Below are 285 nucleotides of genomic sequence, written 5' to 3' on the forward strand. Positions count from 1 at the left end.
ACACTGCTCCGCCTCGGCCACCAGCGCTTCCGGCTGGTGTTCACCTGCCATCACCTGCTGCTGGACGGCTGGTCCCTGCCCGTGCTCATGCGCGAGCTGTTCATCGCCTACGGCCAGGGCGGGCAAGGCGGGGACCTGGAGACCCTCACCCCCTACCGGGATTATCTGGCGTGGGTGGCGCAGCAAGATCGTGGTGCGGCCGAGGAGGCGTGGCGGCGGTCCCTGGCGGGTGTGGAGGAAGCGACCCGGCTCGCGCCGGTGCGTGCGGGGCGGGTACCGGTGGCT

At 71.6% G+C, this 285-nt stretch carries 1 protein-coding gene; it reads left to right on the top strand.

What is annotated here, in order from left to right; translation table 11 throughout:
- Positions 1–285, top strand: a 285-nt coding sequence (locus tag ADK52_RS12895; protein ID WP_159045923.1) for a condensation domain-containing protein, incomplete at both ends; no start/stop codon positions are given.

Origin of the sequence: Streptomyces sp. WM6372 (assembly GCF_001279655.1) — a bacterium.
In the GTDB taxonomy this organism is placed as follows: Bacteria; Actinomycetota; Actinomycetes; order Streptomycetales; family Streptomycetaceae; genus Streptomyces.